Origin of the sequence: Limnohabitans planktonicus II-D5, from assembly GCF_001270065.2 — a bacterium.
Taxonomy (GTDB): domain Bacteria; phylum Pseudomonadota; class Gammaproteobacteria; order Burkholderiales; family Burkholderiaceae_C; genus Limnohabitans_A; species Limnohabitans_A planktonicus.
Genome location: NZ_LFYT02000105.1, coordinates 1 through 1,055 on the forward strand (window position 1 = coordinate 1; position 1,055 = coordinate 1,055).

Sequence of the window (1,055 nt, forward strand, 5' to 3'; positions counted from 1 at the left end):
CTATACGAGGATGTCACGGTGCAAAACGGCACATTGGGCACCTTGGTCAGCACCGACGGCATCGTCTGGACCGGCACCTACACGCCCAACGTCAACCTTGAAGACACCACCAACGTCATCACGCTGGCCAACACCTACAGCGACCTGATCGGCAACGCAGGAGCCGTGGGCACCAGCGGCAACTACAGCGTGGACACCAAGGCCCCCTCGGCCGTGGTCACCCTCCAAGACGCCCAAGGTGCGCCGATGACCAGCCTCACGGCCGGACAAAGCGCCCAGCTGACCATCACCTTCAGCGAAGCGGTCAAAGACTTCAGCAACGCCGACGTGACAGCGCCCAACGGCACGCTCAGCACCCTGGCCAGCACCGACGGCGGCACCACCTGGACCGCGACGTTTACGCCCAACGCCAATGTGGAAGTAGCCGCCAACAGCATCAGCGTCAACCCCGGTGCCTACAGCGACCTGGCCGCTAACGCAGGCGCAGCCGCATCGAGTGCCAACTACGCCGTAGACACCCAAGGCCCCACGGCCACGATCACCCTGAGCGACAACGCCTTGACGGCAGGCGAGAGCGCACAAGTGACCATCGTCTTCAGTGAAAAAGTCACCGGCTTTGGCAACACCGACGTGGCTGTAGAAAACGGCACGCTGAGCACCCTGGCCACCACCGACGGCGGCAAGACCTGGGTGGGCAGCTTCACGCCCACCGCAGGCACGGCAGACGCCAGCAACGTCATGAGCGTGGCCAACAGCTACACCGACGTGGCGGGCAACCAAGGCGCCAGCACCAGCAGCGCCAACTACGCCATTGACCTCAAAGCGCCGACAGCCAGCATTGCCCTGAGCGACAACGCCCTCAAAGCAGGCGAGAGCGCCACGGTGACCATCACCTTCAGCGAAAAAGTCAAAGACTTCAGCAACGCGGACATCACAGCGCCCAACGGGGCTCTGAGCACATTCACCGCCAGCACAGACGGCCTGATCTGGACAGCCACCTTCATCCCGGCTTGACACTACCACCGCCTTCGCAAGCCTGGGGTTATTGACCTCGT

The 1,055-nt window shown here is 63.1% G+C and carries 1 protein-coding gene; it reads left to right on the forward strand.

What is annotated here, in order from left to right; all coding sequences use genetic code 11:
- Positions 1 to 1,014: Ig-like domain-containing protein (locus tag H663_RS41885; protein ID WP_240620609.1), on the forward strand; the 1,014-nt coding region annotated here is incomplete at its 5' end.
- Positions 1,015 to 1,055: the final 41 nt, after the last annotated feature.